11 protein-coding genes are annotated in these 14,988 nt (G+C 69.2%); 4 read left to right on the forward strand and 7 right to left on the reverse strand.

All coding sequences use genetic code 11. The annotated features are described in order from the left end of the window. Nucleotide 1: 1 nt before the first annotated feature. The 4 genes from AB0N07_RS31555 to AB0N07_RS31570 form a co-directional block, all read right to left on the reverse strand. A complete protein-coding gene (locus AB0N07_RS31555) occupies nucleotides 2–1,276 on the reverse strand; it encodes a sugar ABC transporter substrate-binding protein (protein ID WP_365840862.1) in 1,275 nt (424 codons plus the stop codon). Between the two features lie 238 nt (nucleotides 1,277–1,514). Beyond that, complete coding sequence (locus AB0N07_RS31560) at nucleotides 1,515–3,359, reverse strand: glycoside hydrolase (protein ID WP_365840864.1); 1,845 nt, start codon at nucleotides 3,357–3,359, stop codon at nucleotides 1,515–1,517. An 11-nt stretch (nucleotides 3,360–3,370) separates the two neighbouring features. After that, the gene (locus AB0N07_RS31565) at nucleotides 3,371–4,618 is read right to left on the reverse strand and encodes an ROK family transcriptional regulator (RefSeq protein WP_365840866.1); all 1,248 of its coding nucleotides are present in this window, start codon (nucleotides 4,616–4,618) and stop codon (nucleotides 3,371–3,373) included. 206 nt (nucleotides 4,619–4,824) lie between these two features. Further along, nucleotides 4,825–6,078: an FAD-binding protein gene (locus tag AB0N07_RS31570; protein ID WP_365840868.1), complete on the reverse strand. Its 1,254-nt coding sequence runs from the start codon at nucleotides 6,076–6,078 to the stop codon at nucleotides 4,825–4,827. Nucleotides 6,079–6,200: 122 nt separating this feature from the next. On the opposite strand from AB0N07_RS31570, the gene AB0N07_RS31575 reads away from it, so the two are divergent. From AB0N07_RS31575 to AB0N07_RS31590, 4 genes are all read left to right on the forward strand, one after another. Next, the gene (locus AB0N07_RS31575) at nucleotides 6,201–7,208 is read left to right on the forward strand and encodes a hydroxyacid dehydrogenase (RefSeq protein ID WP_365840870.1); all 1,008 of its coding nucleotides are present in this window, start codon (nucleotides 6,201–6,203) and stop codon (nucleotides 7,206–7,208) included. Between the two features lie 135 nt (nucleotides 7,209–7,343). Beyond that, nucleotides 7,344–8,768 (forward strand): IS607 family element RNA-guided endonuclease TnpB, encoded by a 1,425-nt coding sequence (tnpB, locus tag AB0N07_RS31580; RefSeq protein WP_365840906.1) that lies wholly within the window; start codon nucleotides 7,344–7,346, stop codon nucleotides 8,766–8,768. A 161-nt stretch (nucleotides 8,769–8,929) separates the two neighbouring features. After that, nucleotides 8,930–10,249: a radical SAM protein gene (locus AB0N07_RS31585; protein ID WP_365840872.1), complete on the forward strand. Its 1,320-nt coding sequence runs from the start codon at nucleotides 8,930–8,932 to the stop codon at nucleotides 10,247–10,249. 215 nt (nucleotides 10,250–10,464) lie between these two features. Beyond that, nucleotides 10,465–11,940, forward strand: coding sequence for a cellulose binding domain-containing protein (locus AB0N07_RS31590; RefSeq protein WP_365840874.1), 1,476 nt, complete (start codon nucleotides 10,465–10,467; stop codon nucleotides 11,938–11,940). A gap of 74 nt (nucleotides 11,941–12,014) precedes the next feature. Here the strand turns inward: AB0N07_RS31590 and AB0N07_RS31595 are convergent, their stop codons facing one another. Genes AB0N07_RS31595 through AB0N07_RS31605 form a run of 3 tightly spaced genes read right to left on the reverse strand, consistent with a single transcriptional unit; the run spans nucleotide 12,015 to nucleotide 14,893 of the window. Next, nucleotides 12,015–13,013: an ABC transporter substrate-binding protein gene (locus AB0N07_RS31595; protein WP_365840876.1), complete on the reverse strand. Its 999-nt coding sequence runs from the start codon at nucleotides 13,011–13,013 to the stop codon at nucleotides 12,015–12,017. 12 nt (nucleotides 13,014–13,025) lie between these two features. Then, nucleotides 13,026–14,090 carry an ABC transporter permease gene (locus AB0N07_RS31600; RefSeq protein WP_365840878.1) on the reverse strand — a complete coding sequence of 355 codons (1,065 nt, stop codon included), beginning with the start codon at nucleotides 14,088–14,090 and terminating at the stop codon, nucleotides 13,026–13,028. Next, a complete protein-coding gene (locus AB0N07_RS31605) occupies nucleotides 14,087–14,893 on the reverse strand; it encodes an ATP-binding cassette domain-containing protein (RefSeq protein ID WP_365840880.1) in 807 nt (268 codons plus the stop codon). Before AB0N07_RS31605 ends, AB0N07_RS31600 begins: the two co-directional genes overlap by 4 nt. Nucleotides 14,894–14,988 lie beyond the last annotated feature (95 nt).

The raw sequence follows: 14,988 nt of genomic DNA on the forward strand, positions 1-14,988 counted from the left end.
CCTATCCGAACAGCTTCTTGAGCTCGACGTTGACCTTCTTGTCGCAGGTGTCCAGCGCCGCCTCGGGGTTGCCGTTCTTACGGACGGAGGACGCGATCACATCGGCGAACGCGGTCTGCATCGTCTGGTCGTAGGCGATGTTGTCGAAGTGGCCGTAGTCGGTGAAGAGCTTCACGCCCTCGGCCGGCAGACCCGACTTGAGCTTGTCGGCCTTGTTGGCGATCGAGGTGCGCGGCGGGATGTGGAAGCCGTACGAGGTGGCCCAGTCCTCCTGGTACTGCGTCTGGTCGATCCACAGCCACTTCACGTATTCCTTGGCCGCCTCGACGTTCTTGCCCTTGGCGTTGACGAAGATCGACCAGCCGCCGTTGTAGACGGACTGCTTGCCCGCGCTGCCGATCTTCGGGAACGGGAAGATGCCCAGGTCGTCGCCGAGCGCCTTCTGCATGGCCGGCATGGACCACATGCCGCCCCACTGGATGGCGCACAGGCCCTGGTTGAGCGAGGACGGGTCCCAGAAGTCGGTCGGGGCGTCGAGGAGCACGTTGCCGCTGGTGAACAGCGTGCGAAGCTTCTTGAGGCCCTCGACGACTCCGTCCGTGTGATAGGCGATCTGGTTCTTCTCGTTGATGGTGTCGGCGCCCGCGGACCAGATGATGGGGTTCTGGATCGCGCTGAAGTCGTTGCCGAGGAAGACGCCCTTGACCTTGTTGGTGGTGAGCTTGGCGGCGGCCTCGATCAGCTCGTCGAGTGTGGTCGGGACCTCGACCTTCGCCTTCTCCAGCATCGACTTGCGGTAGTAGAAGAACTGCGGGTCGTCGATCATCCGGATCCCGTAGACCTTCCCGTCGACCGTGTGGGACTTGATGTCGTTCGGGTTGAAGTCGCTCTTGACCGGGTCGATGATGTCGGTCAGGTCCGCCACCTGGCCGCTCTTGACGAGCTGCAGCTGGGGGTGGAACTCGAAGACGTCGGGCGCCTTCGAGGTGAGCAGCGCCGCGAAGAGCGCGGACTCGAAGTTGTTGCCCGTGATCCAGTTGGTGCTGACATTGGCCTTCTTGTAGGCCGCCGCGTACCGCTTGAGGGCCTGCTCCGTGCCCGCCTCGCCGTAGGCGTGGAAGTACTGGGTGAGCGGCGTGCCCGAACCGGACCCGCCGGACCCGCCCCCACGCCCGTTGTTGCTGCCGCACGCGGCCAGCGTGCCGGCGGCGGCCATGCCCGCGGCGGCCCGGAATATGGACCGGCGGGAGAAGTTGCTGTTGCTCATTGCCGACATGCTGACGTCCTTGTCTCGTTGGCGGCTGCGGCTCCACGGCTCCAGCGCACCTGGCTGCTGCGTGGCTCGAATTGCGTGGTGGTGCGGGGACGTTAACCTTCGGCTAAGGCTTCGGCAAGGGGTTGGACGAAGTCTGTTCGAAGCGTTAAATCCGGTTCGGAATCCCGAACGCGAGGGTGGGTGCGGGGGGTGAGGGCCGCCGGGTCGGGGTGCGGCCGGCGGCCCTCGGTGCAGGGAGCTAGGCCTTGTTCCAGACCTCGTTGGTCCCGCCGTTGCAGCTGTACGGGATCACTTTGCTGCCGTCGGCCGTCGCCTGCCCGCTGACGTCCAGGCACTTGCCGGACGCCTCGCTGAGGATCTGGCCGTTGGCGTTCAGCAGCCAGCGCTGGCCTGCGTCACCGGTGAAGTCGGCGGTCGTCGTCAGGCCCGAACTCCCGGCCGTGAGATAGCCGTTCGGGCCCTTCAGGGCGCCCTTGCCGTCGTACGACCACGACTGCTCGGTCCCGCCCGTGCACGTGCTGATGGCGGCCCCGGACGCGCCCGCGGTCAGGCACTTTCCGGACTGCCTGCCCTGCAGCGCGCCCGTGATCGCCGAGCCGCCGCGGCCTTTCTGGTCGAAGACGTACGTCGTGACGGAGCGGGCCGCGAGGGTCGTGGACGCCGTGCCGCCGCTCACCGTCGGCCTGGCGACGTTCGCCCAGTCCTCCGTGGCCGAGGTCCGGACAGCCTGCTCGGCCCGCACCGGCGTCTTGTTATTGAAGTGCAAACTCAGCGGTGTGTCGGTGGAGTTGTGGTTGTTGACCACGACCACCCACTTGCCGTTCCGGTCGTACGACGACACCTCGACGCCGTCCGGCGCTCCGGTCACGTTGTGCGCGACCGAGCCCGGCCTCACGAACCTGCTGTACTGGCCGAGCGCGTAGTACCGCTTGGTGAAGTACAGCTTCTGGTTGCCGTTCGTCGCGTAGTCGGGGTCGTAGTAGATCAGGCCGTCGTTCCAGCCCGTGTCGTTGCGCTCGGTGGGGGAGGTGCCGTAGCCGCTGGCCAGGGCCACCCACCACTGGAACGCCGAGTCGTGCGAGCTCGCGAAGTCCTTGTAGATGATCCGCGACATCAGCAGGGCGTTGTCGATGGTGGGGTCGTACTCCTGGTTCCAGCCCGTGCCGCCCTTGCCGAAGCAGCAGATCTCGGTGGCCCAGGACTTCTTGCCGACCGTCCTCGACGTCCCGTAGACGTTGCCCAGCTGGCCGTCGTCGGGGTTGTTGTAGGTGTGGTGGGCGAGCGCGGACACGTACTGCGCGGTGCCCGGCTGCGAGATCCACTGCGGCAGCTCGTCGGTGAACTGGGTGGTCTTGCTGGACTCGTCGGCGATGATCGACGTCCGCTGCTTGCGGGCCCGCTGCTCGGCGCCCAAGGCCCGCACGATGTCGTCGCGTTGGTCGACCGTGACCTTCATGCCCTCCTGGCCGCAGTCCCCGAAGTCGTTGTCCGGCTCGTTGAACGGGCTGATGTAGTCCAGCTTCACGCCCTGCTCGGCGAAGTGGTCGGTCACGTCCGCCACGTACTTGGCGTAGTCCGCCTCGCTGCCGGCCTTCAACTGGCCGCCGCAGCTCCGGCCGTTGGTCGTCCACTGCGCGGGCGCGCTGTTGACGAAGCCGATGAGGTCCCTGACGCCGTACTTCGCGGCGTACCTGAGGAACGTACGGCCGCCCTTGTCATTGCTCCAGTTGTACGAGCCGTCGGCGCCCAGGAAGTCCTGGGCGGCGCGGGCCGGGGTGGTGACCGCGGTGCCGCCACCGCCGATGTTGTAGCGGTAGGAGGAGAGGGCCAGGCCCTGCTGGGAGAAGAGCAGATCGGCGACCCGGGCCTGCACCTCGGGCTTGAAGTGCTGCAGGTCGTTGACCCACCAGGCGCCCGACGCACCGATGTCGTCGATGGTCTGGGCGGCGTGCGGGGAGATCTCGGCCGCCGTGGGGGTGGCGGCCGAGGAGGGCGGGGCGGATATCAGGGGACCCGCGAGGGCGAGCGCGGCTGCGGCCGTCAACAGGGCGGATCTGCGGGGGTGGGGGTGAGGCACGTGCATCCCTTCCGTCGTCATGAAGGTGGTGCGGTACGGCTCCTTGCGGGGGTGGTGCGTTTCGCATTCCTCTGCCCGACGGACTGCAGCGCGCCTTCCAGCGCGAACGTCGCCGCACCCAGACACGCCGGGTCGGTGGGGATCGGGGAGAGGACGATCTCGGTGGCGGCCATCGGCCGCGGCAGCGCGTGCCGGGCGACGGCCTCGCGCACCTCCGCGACCAGAGGCTCGCCGAGGGCGGCCGCGACCCAGCTGCTGAGCACGACCACTTCGGGGTTGAACAGGTTGACCAGGTCGGCGATGCCGGCGCCGAGGTAACGGGCGGTGTCCCGGACCACCTTGACCGCCACCGGGTCGTGCTCGCGCATCCCCTGGGCCAGCGCGGCGATGGTGGCCGTCTGGTCCTCCGGGTGCAGCAGCGGGCTCTGGGGGCTCAGCTCCCGCAGGTTCAGCATGATTCCGGGCGCTCCGACATACGTCTCCACGCAGCCGTGGTTGCCGCAGTGGCACAGCCGGCCGTCGAGGACGATCGTGTTGTGGCCCCACTCGCCGGCGCTGTTGCTGATCCCGCGGTGCAGCCCGCCGCCCAGGACGAGCCCGGCGCCCACGCCGGTCCCGAGGGTGACCACGACGGCGTCCCCGCGTCCGCGCGCCGCCCCGAACCACAGCTCGGCGACCGCGACGGCACGCAGCGGGTTGTCCAGGTAGAGGGGGTAGGCGATGTGCTCGGTGAGCAGGTCGAGCAGCGGCACGTCGTGCCAGTCCCAGTTCGGCGCGTACTCGGCGATGCCGGTGGCGCGGTCCACCTGCCCCGGCACGCTGACGCCCACGCCCAGCACCCGCGCACCCTCGATGCCGGCCTGCGTGACCACCGAGCCGACGGCGGCGGCGACATGACCGACCAGCTGCTCGGGGAGGCTCTCGCCGGGGCGGACGTCCTCCTCGGCGCGGGCGAGGACGTTCAGCGCCAGGTCGAACAGCTCGACATGGACGTACGTCTCCGCGATGTCGACGCCGATCAACGCGCCCCCCGACGCATTGACCGCCACGAGACCCCGGGGGCGGCCGCCCGCCGAGTCCTCGAACCCGACCTCGGTGATCATCCGCAGATCGAGGAGCTCGCCGACGAGCGTGGCGACCGTGGCAAGGCTCAGACCGGTGGCGGCCGCCAGCTCCTGCCGGGAGGTGGGAGACGCGGCGATGATCTGGCGCAGCACCTCGTAGCGGTTCGCGGTGCGGATGTCACGTGATGTGCCGCGTTTCATCGAACTCCCCTTACTGCCGAACCTCCGGTGCGACGCCCTGGCCGGGGGTCCGGGGGTTGTCCCCCGGGAAGACACAGCACCGGTCGACCCCCGTTCCTTCAGCCAGGCGGACCGGGCAGGTCGGCACCGGCGCGGCGCAAGGCTATGGCCTGCCGGGGACTTTCGACAAGGGGTTAGGAAAGGGGGTTTATAAAGCCCTTCGGAGGTCAGTCGCCCAGCACTGTCCGCACAAACGGGTTGGCGAATTTTCCGTCCCGGTCCAGCCCCCGCGCAAGCGCCCGGAAGTCGGCCAGCCGGGGGTACCGGCCGCGCAGCACCGCCGCCGGCGTGGTGAAGACCTTGCCCCAGTGCGGGCGGGCGTCGAAGGAGTCCAGTGCCTCCTCCAGCCGCCGCACCACCGGCAGCACGGCCTGCGTGTCCTCGATCCAGGTGAAGTGCGCCGCCACGGTGTCCCGCCCATGGGCCGGGCTCAGCCACTGCTGGTCGGCGGCGACCGTGCGTATCTCGCAGGTCTGCAGCACGGGGGCCACCGTCGCCCGGATCCCGTCGAGGGCATGCAGTACGTCGACGGCGTGCTCCCGCGGGAGCAGGTACTCCGACTGCAGCTCGGCCCCGCTGCTCGGTGTGAACTCCGCCCGGAAGTGCGGCAGCCGCTCGTGCCACGGCCCCGGCACCCCGAACTGCTCCGTGCAGTTCACGGCCGGCATCCCCGGCACGGGATGCAGCTTCTCGGTGGCGGGCGCTGCCCACGGGAAGTCCGGGAGCGGCTGGTCGGTACGCCGCTTGAGCCACACCTGCCGGAAGCCGGGCTCCCGCCAGTCGGTGAACAGGCTCACGCTGTACGCCGCCGCCGCGATCGCCTCGTACGTCTGCGGGTCCAGCCCGGCGAGGGGGAGTTCGGTGAACACGTGCTGCTCGACCTCGAAGGCCGGCTCCAGGTCGAGGGTGAGGGTGACCGCGACGCCGAGCGCGCCCAGCGAGGTGACGGCGCCGTCGAACCGCGCGTCGCCCCGCCCGATCCGTACCGTGTCGCCGTCGGCCGTGACCAGCTCCACCTCGCGCACCGGTGCCGCCAGCGACCCGTTGGCCACCCCCGAGCCGTGGGTGCCGGTCGCCACCGAACCGGCGACGGAGATGTGCGGCAGGGAGGCCATGTTGGGCAGCGCGAGCCCGTGTGCGTGCACCACGCGGGCCAGTTCCGCGTACCGGACACCGCCCGAGACCCGTACCGTGCGGGCCGTGGTGTCCACGTCGATCACCGGCGGCAGTCCGGCGATCGAGAGCAGGGTGCCCTCGGGGCCGGGTTCGGCGATCTCGTTGAAGGAGTGGCCGCTGCCCAGGACGCGGACCTTCGCGCTGCCGGCCACGAGGGTCCTGAGCGCGTCGAGCGAGTGGGGGCGGTGCAACTCCTTTGCCGCATAGGTGATGTTGCCTGCCCAGTTGGTGACGGTCTCCGTCATTCCTGTCGTCCCTCCGGCGAGTGCGTGTGCATGGACCCTCTGCATTGACCCTCTCATCTGCCGGGACCTACCGTGGAGAGCGTTTTCTACAACTTCCTCGACGAAGCCGGAGGGCCCGCCCCTTGCCCGAGCGTCCCCAGGCTCTGTTCGCCATGACCGCCGAGAACCTGCCGCTCGTCTTCCCCGCAGGGGTCCTTGCGCGACTGCGCGAGGCGTTGGACGTCGATCCGGACCTGATCGCCGGGGACTTCGCCGAGCCGCGCGTCCGTGAGGTGCTCGCGCGCACCGAGATCCTCGTCACCGGTTGGGGCTGCCCCCGCCTGGACGCCGCCGTCCTCGACGCGGCACCGAAACTGCGCGCGGTCCTGCACTCGGCGGGCTCGGTGAAGGGCTTCACCACGCCCGAGGTCTGGCGGCGCGGCATCGCGGTCTCCTCGGCCGCCGCGGCCAACGCCCTGCCGGTCGCCGAGTACGCGCTCGCGATGATCCTGCTCGCCGGGAAGGACCTCCTGGGCGCCCGGGAACGCCTGCGCACCACACGGTCCCATCCCGGCTGGGGCGTCGTCCCCGGCATCGGCAACCACGGCCGCCGGGTCGGTGTGATCGGTGCTTCCCGCATCGGCCGCCGCGTCATCGAGCTACTGGCACCCTTCGACCTGCGCGTGAGCCTCACCGACCCGTACGTCACCGAGCCGCGAGCGGCCGAACTCGGCGCGGCACTCCTGCCGTTGGACGACCTTCTGCGCACCTCGGACATCGTCACCGTCCACGCGCCCGAGACCCCGGAGACCCACCACCTGATCGGCCGCAGGGAACTCGCCCTGATGCCGGCCGGTACGACCCTGATCAACACCGCACGCGGCGGCCTCGTCGACCACGAGGCCCTGGTCGACGAGGTCCGCACCGGCCGTCTGAACGCCGTTCTCGACGTCACCGACCCCGAGCCCCTCCCCGCGGACTCCCCGCTCTACGACCTCCCGGGCGCCTTCGTCACCCCGCACCTCGCGGGCTCGCAGGGCAACGAGCTGTCCCGCCTCGGCATGACGGTCGCGGAGGAGGCCGCACGGCTGGTGGCGGGAGGGGAGTTGGCGCATCCGGTGGATTTGGGGGCGTTGGAACGGGAGGCGTGAGGGGGTGCGAACGGATGGTCGTGCATCGAATGCGTGACCTTCAGGTCGGATGCTCGTTGAGTGCGGCGAGGGATCTTCAAGTGGGGGAGAGCTTGCCGAGTGAGCAGGAAGTTTCGGCCGCGAGCCGGTTTCCTGGTGCAGGCTTATCGGTTCGCCCTTGACCCAAACGTTGGGCAAGAGCAGGCGCTGCGCTCGCACTGCGGCGCCGCCCGTGCCGCCTACAACTGGGCCGTGTCGTGGGTGACCGCCTCGTGGTGGCAGCGCAAGGCGGAAGTCTCCTACGGCATCGGTGATGAGGAGCTGACGCCGTGGCGGCCGTGGTCGCTGCCCGCGCTGCGCAAGGAGTTCAACCAGGTCAAGACCACCGACCCGAGATTCGCCGCCTGGTGGGAGGAGAACTCCAAGGAGGCCTACAGCACCGGGCTGGCGAACGCGGCTGCCGCGTTCGACAACTACGCCAAGTCCAAGCAGGGCAAACGCAAGAGTGCCAGGGTGGGTGTCCCGCGCCGGAAGTCGAAGCGGAAGGCCCGCCTGGCCTGCCGGTTCACCACCGGCGCGATCCGCATCGAACCTGACGGCCGCCACGTCACCCTGCCTCGGCTGGGCACGTTGCGTACCCACGAACCCACGCTTAAGCTCCTGGCCCTCATCCAGGCCGGGGCGGCGCGGATCCTGTCCACGACCGTCAGGCATGAGCGCGGGCGCTGGTTCGCCTCCTTCCAGGTCGAGACTGCCCGGGAGATCACACGCGTCGACCGCCCGCACACTGCGGTCGGGATCGACCTGGGTGTGAAACATCTGGCGATCCTGGCCGACAGCTCCGGCGAGATCCGCTACGAGCCGAACCCGAAGCACCTGGACGGCGCCCTCAAGCTACCGAGATTCCATTCCCGCCGAGCCTCCCGGCGGGAGGGTCCGGACCGCAGGACCGGCCAGAAGCCGTCGAGGCGATGGGAGAAGGCCAACGCCGAGCGCAACAAGATCCACCACCGCGTGGCGAACCTGCGTACCGACGCGCTGCACAAACTCACCACCCGTGTCCGGACCGAGTACGGCACCGTGGTGATCGAAGACCTCAACGTCGCAGGAATGCTCCGCAACAAACGACTCGCCCGCCGAGTGGCCGATGCCGGATTCGGGGAGATCCGCTGCCAGCTCACCTACAAAGGCCAGTGGAACGGATGCCGCACGATCGTGGCGAACCGCTGGTATCCCTCCTGCAAGATCTGCTCGGCATGCGGCGCGGTGAAAGCCAAGCTGCCGCTGCACGTCCGAGTCTTCACCTGCGATGTCTGCGGCTTGGTCTTGGACCGGGACGAGAACGCAGCCAGTAACCTCGCCGCTCTCGCAGCGGCCGCATCGACTGGTACCGGAGTGGCCGGAGACCAGGACGCGCCCAGCGTGTCGAAGCCTCGTGGAGCCGACCGTAAGACCCGCCGCCAACGTCCCGGCCGGAACCCCGGCCGAGGCGGGCGGGCAGGTGGCGCAACCCTGCCGCACCAGCGGCAGCAAGAAGCGAGAGATCGTCGTCAGGACACCGAAGCCCTCACTCTTTGGTGACACCGCCACGAACCTTTCCGGCAGAAATGCCGGGGATGCTGGAAGACGCTGAGGTCGTCTGCAGCAACGGTGTGCCGGTAGTGCTCACCCCCCTCCTGGGCGGCCTTGGCGAGCTCAGGCGTACCGTGAGAGTCGTATGTCTGAGCTGGGAGGAGACAGGGATGGACAGCCGTACCGCGCTGGTCGAGGACCTGATGGAGCGGTTCCCGTACGTGCCACGGGAGGCCGTCTTCAAAGAGGACCTGCTCCGTGGCGGCGTGGCCTTCGACCCATCGGCCTTGAGTGACAACGAGCGCGGCGAGGTCAAGCCGAAGTCGTACTTCATCTTCTCTTTTGACCACGGCACCCTGCCGGAACTGGGCGAGGCTGCTCTGCGGCGGCCCCCGGAGGAGATCATCCTCACTGGCGGGCCGTACGACCTGCGGCGTACCGTCGTATCGGTGCGGGTGAACCCGTCCTCTCCGTACCGCGTCGCCGCAGACGATGAGGGGATGCTCGGGCTCTACCTCGATGGGAAGCGCGTCGCCGACGTGGGTGTGCCACCGATGCCCGAGTACTACAAGCACACGCTCTCCAACGGAAAGTCCGTGATGGAGGTGGCCCCCACCATCCAGTGGGGCTACCTCATCTACCTCACCGTCTTCCGGGTCTGCCAGTACTTCGGCGCCAAGGAGGAGTGCCAGTACTGCGACATCAACCACAACTGGCGCCAGCACAAGGCCGCCGGGCGGCCGTACACCGGTGTGAAGGACGTCGACGAGGTCCTGGAAGCCCTGGAGATCATCAATCGCTACGACACGGCGAAGGTCTCCACGGCCTACACCCTCACCGGCGGCGCCATCACCTCCAGGCTCCAGGGCCGTGACGAGGCCGACTTCTACGGCATGTACGCCAAGGCCATCGAGGAGCACTTCCCGGGCCGCTGGATCGGCAAGGTCGTCGCCCAGGCGCTGCCCAAGGACGACGTGAAGCGGTTCAAGGACTACGGCGTGCAGATCTACCACCCCAACTACGAGGTGTGGGACGAGTATCTGTTCAAGATGTACTGCCCGGGCAAGGAGCGCTACGTCGGCCGCGAGGAGTGGCACAGGCGGATCCTCGACTCGGCGGAGATCTTCGGCGCGCGCAACGTCATCCCCAACTTCGTGGCCGGCGTGGAGATGGCCGAGCCCTTCGGGTTCAAGACGGTCGACGAGGCCATCGAGTCCACGACCGAGGGACTGCGCTTCTTCATGTCGCACGGCATCACGCCCCGCTTCACCACCTGGTGCCCCGAGCCCACCACCCCGCTCGGCAAGGCCAACCCGCAGGGCGCCCCGCTGGAGTACCACATCCGGCTGCTGCAGGCCTATCGCCAGACCATGGACGACTTCGGCCTCTCCTCGCCGCCCGGATACGGCCCGCCCGGACCCGGCCGCGCGGTGTTCTCGGTCAGCTCGTTCATGGACAGTCTCCCGGCTCAGGAGGCGGCGGAGGTGTGAGTGGCGGACGGGGACTTTGAGTCAAATCGGGTCCCCGTCCGTACAAGAGGCCGGAGTTGTGTCTCCGGCCGGTTCACAGGTTCTGTCAGGACAACTGAAGACAGCGCTTGTCAGTTGTGTTGAAAGCGTGAAAGGCTCCTGTCCTGCCGCGAGGTTCCCCCCAACTCCTTCGCCGAAATTGGTGAGTTGACCTCGCTTGTGGATGCAGGAGACTCATGCCCGACCTGCCGAACCCGAAGGACGCTGCCGAGGCCGCGCTGTTCTCCGAGTGCTGGGACGCGGTGCTTTCCTACGCCGATCTGTGCACGGCCGGCGCCACCGCGGCCACTCAGCTGGCCACGGAGGCGTTCGCGCTCGGTATCCGCGAGGTCCGCGCCGCCGAGACCGGAGGCTCCCGGAGCAACGGCCGCCGCTCGCCCCGGCTCCCCGTGATCCCCCTGCTGCTGACCGCCGTACGCACCACGGCGGCGGCCTGGGAGGCCGACGGTCAGGGCCAGGACCTCGACCCCGATCTGCGCCTGTGGCTCAACTCGGAGAAGGCCGCCCGCTACACCGGCCCCCCGTTGCGCCGCCCGATCGCCCTGCGCGGCCTGCGCGACCTCCAGGAGGCGGATGCGGCGCTGCTGTGGCTGGCCGAGGTGGAGTCGTTGCCGCGGTCCGTGGTGGCCCGCCGGCTCGGCCTCGACCCGGCCCTCGTGGGCGAGGAACTCGACCAGGTGCGGGGCCTGTTCAGGGACCGCTGCCACCGCAACCACCTCGACACGCCGATGGACGCGCAGTGCCGCAGCTATGCGCGCCTCCTCGACGCGATCACCAGGTCGCCCGCCGCCGACATCCCGCCGGACCTCTCGCGGCACCTCGCCACCTGCGTGGACTGCGCGGAGGCCGCCGCCTGTCTGCGTCCGCAGGGCGGCGGGCTGCCCGCGGCCCTCGCCGGCGGTGTCATCGGCTGGGGCGGCCTCGCCTACCTGGAACGCCGCCGCCGGGCCGCCGAGGTGCGCCTCGGTGTGGGGCGGCCGCAGGCGGCAGACGGGCAGAGCGGCGAACCGAAGGCCGTCGTCGACCGCGCACGCGTCGTCCGGGGCGGGCTGCTGGTGGCCGCCGTCATGGTGTCGCTGCTGGCGCTGGCCACGTCGATGATGCCGTTCGGCGGCAGCGACAACGAGGCCGCGAGCAGCGACGCACCGACCGACAGCAGCCCCGTGGCGGCCCCGCGCCCGTCCCTGCCGTCCGCCACTCCGACGCCGAAGAGCGCCTCGCCGACCACTTCCGCCACCCCGACGAAACCCGACGGGGGCAGGCACTCCGACCCGGAACCCCAGGGCACCTCCGCCACCACGCAGAGCAGCGCCCCGGATCCCGGCAACAGCGCGTCCGCCACCTGCAAGGTCGCCTACCACCTGGACAACCAGTGGACCGACGGCTTCCAGGCCACTGTCACCGTCACCACCGCCGCCGCCCTCGACACCTGGCGCGTCGCCTGGTCCTACCGGGACGGCCAGAAGGTCGGCCAGATGTGGGACGCGAGCGTCTCCCAGGACGGCTCCCGGGTCACCGCGACCGCCGCCGACTACAACAAGGCCGTCCCCGCAGACGGCAAGATCACCTTCGGCTTCCTGGGATCCTGGCAGGGCAGGAACTCCTCGCCGTACGACTTCACCCTCAACGGGCTTGCCTGCGCGAAGAGTTGATCTCGTGCGGCTCGTGACGGGCGCCGCGACCGGGTGAACCCGCCAGAGTCACCCGGTCGTTCGGCGTCGGCCGGTCAGCAGCCCGACCTGTAGAAGTACTTGCTGACCGACGGGTCGTTCATGTTCGCCTTCGTGATGGCGACCATGTTGGTGCCGATCGACTTCTGGACGCTCTTGCCCTCGAAGGCGGCCGCCAGCTGGTCGACGGCCTCCCTGCCGATCGCCGCCGGGTCCTGGGCGACGAGGACCTGCAGCGTGCCCGCCTTGAGCGAGGCCACCTCGTCGGGCTCGGCGTCGAAGGCGGCGACCTTCACCGCACCCTGCTTGCCCGCCTGCTTGAGACCGGTGGCGATGCCCTGGCCGGTGTTCGTGTTGCCCGCGAAGACACCGCCCAGGTCGGGGTGGGCCGCCAGCGTCGACTGGATCTGGGAGGCAGCCGTGGCCGGCAGGTCGTTGTCGTAGAGCGTGGGCAGCATCTTGATCTCGGGGTACTTCTTCATCTCCTCCGTGAAACCCTTGATCCGGGCATCGGTCGTGGAGACACCCGGCTTGACGCTGATCACGATGGCCGAACCCTTCTCACCCATCAGCTTGGCCAGCGCGTCGGCGGCGACCCGGCCGCCCTTCTCGTTGTCGGAGGAGATACGGGTGACGCCGATCGAGTCGTCGGTGACCGTGGTGTCGACCAGCGCGACCTTGGTGCCCGCCGACTGGATCTGCTTCAACGACGGCGTGAGCGCGCTGGTGTCCACCGGCGAGATCATCAGCCCGTCCGGCCGGGAGGCCGCCACCGAGTCCAGGAGCGGCCGCTGAACCGACACATCCCACTGCGCGGAACCGTCCGCGCCGAAGTCCATGCCCTTGGCCTGCGCCTCCGTCTTCGCCGCGCAGGTCATGGTGATGTAGAAGGGGTCGCTCTTCACTCCGGTGATCAGCCGCACCTTCTTGTGCGCGGCCCCACCCGACGAACCCGACCCGCCACCGCTGGACGAACTGCACGCGGCGGCCCCGGTGAGGGCCAGTACGGTGCCCGCGGCGACCAGTGCGCTGCGCCTGCTGCGAATGCTCAACATCGAGACATCTCCTCAATCCTGCTCTCGGGTCTTCCTGCGCATCTGGTCGACGTAGACGGCCGCGACGAGCACCACGCCCACCGCGACGTCCTGCCAGTACTGCTGAACGCCGATGACGATCAGTCCGGTGGTGAGCACCGCCGGGATGAACACACCGATCACGGTGCCCAGCACCGAGCCGCGCCCGCCGAAGAGGCTGGTGCCGCCGAGCACCACGGCCGTGATCACCTTCAGGTTGTCGGTGGAGTGCCCGGCGATCGACGTGGTGCCGTACGAGGCCAGCCACATCACCGCGCCGAGCCCGGCCAGCAGGCCCATCAGCCCGTACACCTTCACCAGGTGCCGACCGACTCCGATTCCCGCCCGCCGTACGGCAGTTGGATGGGAGCCGATCGCCAGGGTGTGCGTGCCGAACCTCGTCGCGCCCAGCACCAGGCCGAACACGGCGGTGACCACCGCGGCCAGCACCACCATCCAGGGAATGCCGAGCACCTTGCCGAAGCCGAGGCTGTTCTGCAGATGCGTGGCCGCCGCACCCGCCGGGTCCTGGCCCCCGGTGGCGAGTTCGGCGATCCCCAGCGCCGCTCCCAGACCGCCGAGTGTCACGATCAGCGGCGGCACCTTCCCGGTCGCCACCACCGCACCCTGCAGCACACCCCAACCGGCGCCCACCGCAAGGGCGATGACCACACAGACCGCGACCGTGCCCCAGCCGGCGTCCGGCCCGCCGTGGTGGATGTTGTACTCGCCCGCGGCCACCGCGGACAGCACCAGCACCGAACCGATCGAGAGATCGATCCCCGCCGTGATGATCACGAAGGTCATGCCGACGCCCAGCACCAGATAGATGGCCGCGTTCACGGCGATCTGCGTGAGGTCGTACTGGGTGAAGAACTTGCCCGGTGCGGCGATGGTGAAGAACGCGACCAGCACCACGAGGATCACGAAGGTCCACAGTTCGCTGATGCCGGCCGCCCGCCGCAGCCAGTCCGGTACGGTCCTGCCCGCACCGTCCGACGCCGGCGGGGCCTGCTGCTGTGCCGCGGCCGGCCGGACTTCCCTGCTGTCGGCGGTCATCGCCCGTCCTCCGCTTTCCTCAAGGACCCGTTGGGCCGGGCGGGTTCGTCCAGTGACCCGGTCATGGCCCCGACCAGTTCCTCGATCGTCGTGTCCGCCGCGGTGAACGAGGCGACCCGGCGCCCGAGCCGCAGCACCTCCACCCGGTCCGAGACCGAGAGCACCTCGGGCATGTTGTGGCTGATCAGCACGACACAGATGCCCCGGTCGGCGACCCTGCGCACGGTGTCCAGGACCCGGGCGCGCTGCACCACCCCCAGCGCGGCCGTCGGCTCGTCCATGAAGATGACCTTGTTCGCGAACGCGACCGCACGCGCCACGGCCACCGACTGTCGTTGACCGCCGGACAACGTTGTCACAGGAGCCGTCACATCTTTCAGCTCGACGCCCAGCTCGGCGAACGCCTTGACCGCCTCCCGCCGCATCGCGGGCCGGTCGAGCACCCCCAGCCGGCCGAGCAGCCCGCCGCGCACGACCTCCCTGCCCAGATACAGATTGGCCGCCGCGTCCAGATCCGGTGCGAGCGACAGATCCTGGTAGACGGTCTCAAGTCCGTGCCGCTGGGCGTCCATCGGCCCGCCGAACCGGACCGCCCGCCCCTCCACCCGCACTTCGCCCTCGTCGGGTGCGAGCACTCCCGACAGGACGTTCACCAGAGTCGACTTGCCTGCGCCGTTGTCCCCGATCAGGGCGACGACCTCGCCCGCGTACGCCGTGAAGTCGGCGCCCTGCAGCGCCTGGACGTGACCGAAACGCTTGACCACACCGTGCGCCGCGAGAAGTGGTTCCCTTGCAGAGGCCATGTTGTGCCTTCGCGTTGGTATCGTTAACAGTTCGTCGATTCTGGGAGCCCCATGGGTGGGCGTCAAGGGTCGTGTGTGACCTGTTCCCAAGAGGT

Source organism: Streptomyces sp. NPDC051172 (genome assembly GCF_040682555.1).
In the GTDB taxonomy this organism is placed as follows: domain Bacteria; phylum Actinomycetota; class Actinomycetes; order Streptomycetales; family Streptomycetaceae; genus Streptomyces.